Raw genomic sequence first — 1,565 nt, 5'->3', positions numbered from 1 at the left:
GTGCTCCAGAAAGGAGGTGTTCCAGCCGCACCTTCCGGTACGGCTACCTTGTTACGACTTAGCCCCAGTCACCAGCTCTACCCTAGGCCGCTCCTTGCGGTTACGGACTTCAGGTCTTTCCGGCTCCCATGGCTTGACGGGCGGTGTGTACAAGGCCCGGGAACGTATTCACCGCGCCGTGGCTGATGCGCGATTACTAGCGAATCCAGCTTCACGGAGTCGAGTTGCAGACTCCGATCCGAACTGAGACCGGCTTTGGAGATTCGCATCCTGTCACCAGGTAGCTGCCCTCTGTACCGGCCATTGTAACACGTGTGTCGCCCCGGACGTAAGGGCCGTGCTGATTTGACGTCATCCCCACCTTCCTCACAGCTTACGCTGGCAGTTTCGGCAGAGTTCCCGGCTTGACCCGCTGGCAACTACCGATAGGGGTTGCGCTCGTTATGGCACTTAAGCCGACACCTCACGGCACGAGCTGACGACAACCATGCAGCACCTCGCCGACCGCCATTGCTGGCTATGAAGTTTCCCCCATATTCGCTCGGCGTTCTAGCCCGGGTAAGGTTCCTCGCGTATCATCGAATTAAACCACATGTTCCTCCGCTTGTGCGGGCCCCCGTCAATTCCTTTGAGTTTCAGCCTTGCGGCCGTACTCCCCAGGTGGATCACTTATCGCTTTCGCTTGGCCGCTGGCTGTGTATCGCCAACAGCGAGTGATCATCGTTTACGGCGTGGACTACCAGGGTATCTAATCCTGTTTGATCCCCACGCTTTCGTGCCTCAGCGTCAGTGTGGGCTTGGCAAGCTGCCTACGCAATCGGCGTTCTGTGCGATATCTATGCATTTCACCGCTACACCGCACATTCCGCCTGCCTCAACCCAACTCAAGCTCCCCAGTATCAACGGCAGGTTGCAGGTTGAGCCTGCACATTTCACCGCTGACTGAGGGAGCCGCCTACGCACCCTTTAAACCCAGTAAATCCGGATAACGCTCGGATCCTCCGTATTACCGCGGCTGCTGGCACGGAGTTAGCCGATCCTTATTCCTGCGGTACCGTCACACCCCGATCGCGTCGGGGCCGTTCTTCCCGCAGAAAAGCAGTTTACAACCCGTAGGGCCGTCTTCCTGCACGCGGCATGGCTGGTTCAGGCTCTCGCCCATTGACCAATATTCCTCACTGCTGCCTCCCGTAGGAGTCTGGTCCGTGTCTCAGTACCAGTGTGGGGGTTCAGCCTCTCAGCTCCCCTAGCCATCGTAGCCTTGGTGGGCCGTTACCCCGCCAACAAGCTAATGGCACGCATGCCCATCCCCGTCCGTAACCTTTACCTCCCTTCCGATGCCGGAGGGGAGAACTATGGGGCGTTAATCCGCCTTTCGACGGGCTATTCCCCAGACGGGGGCAGGTTGCATACGCGTTACTCACCCGTGCGCCGGTCGCCGACAGGTATTGCTACCCTCGCTGCCCCTCGACTTGCATGTGTTAGGCCTGCCGCTAGCGTTCATCCTGAGCCAGGATCAAACTCTTCATAGTAAAAAGTTTTCCTGTTGTATTATTTGTTCTTTA

Annotated in this window: 1 rRNA gene; it reads right to left on the bottom strand. The window is 57.8% G+C overall.

The features are described from left to right. Nucleotides 1–9: 9 nt before the first annotated feature. Nucleotides 10–1,532: ribosomal RNA gene (locus tag BLS65_RS17855) — 16S ribosomal RNA — on the bottom strand. Nucleotides 1,533–1,565: the final 33 nt, after the last annotated feature.

It is taken from the genome of Williamwhitmania taraxaci (genome assembly GCF_900096565.1).
Classification (GTDB): Bacteria; Bacteroidota; Bacteroidia; order Bacteroidales; family Williamwhitmaniaceae; genus Williamwhitmania; species Williamwhitmania taraxaci.
The sequence above is the reverse complement of the archived record's forward strand: the minus strand, read 5'-3'. Positions and strand labels throughout refer to the sequence as shown.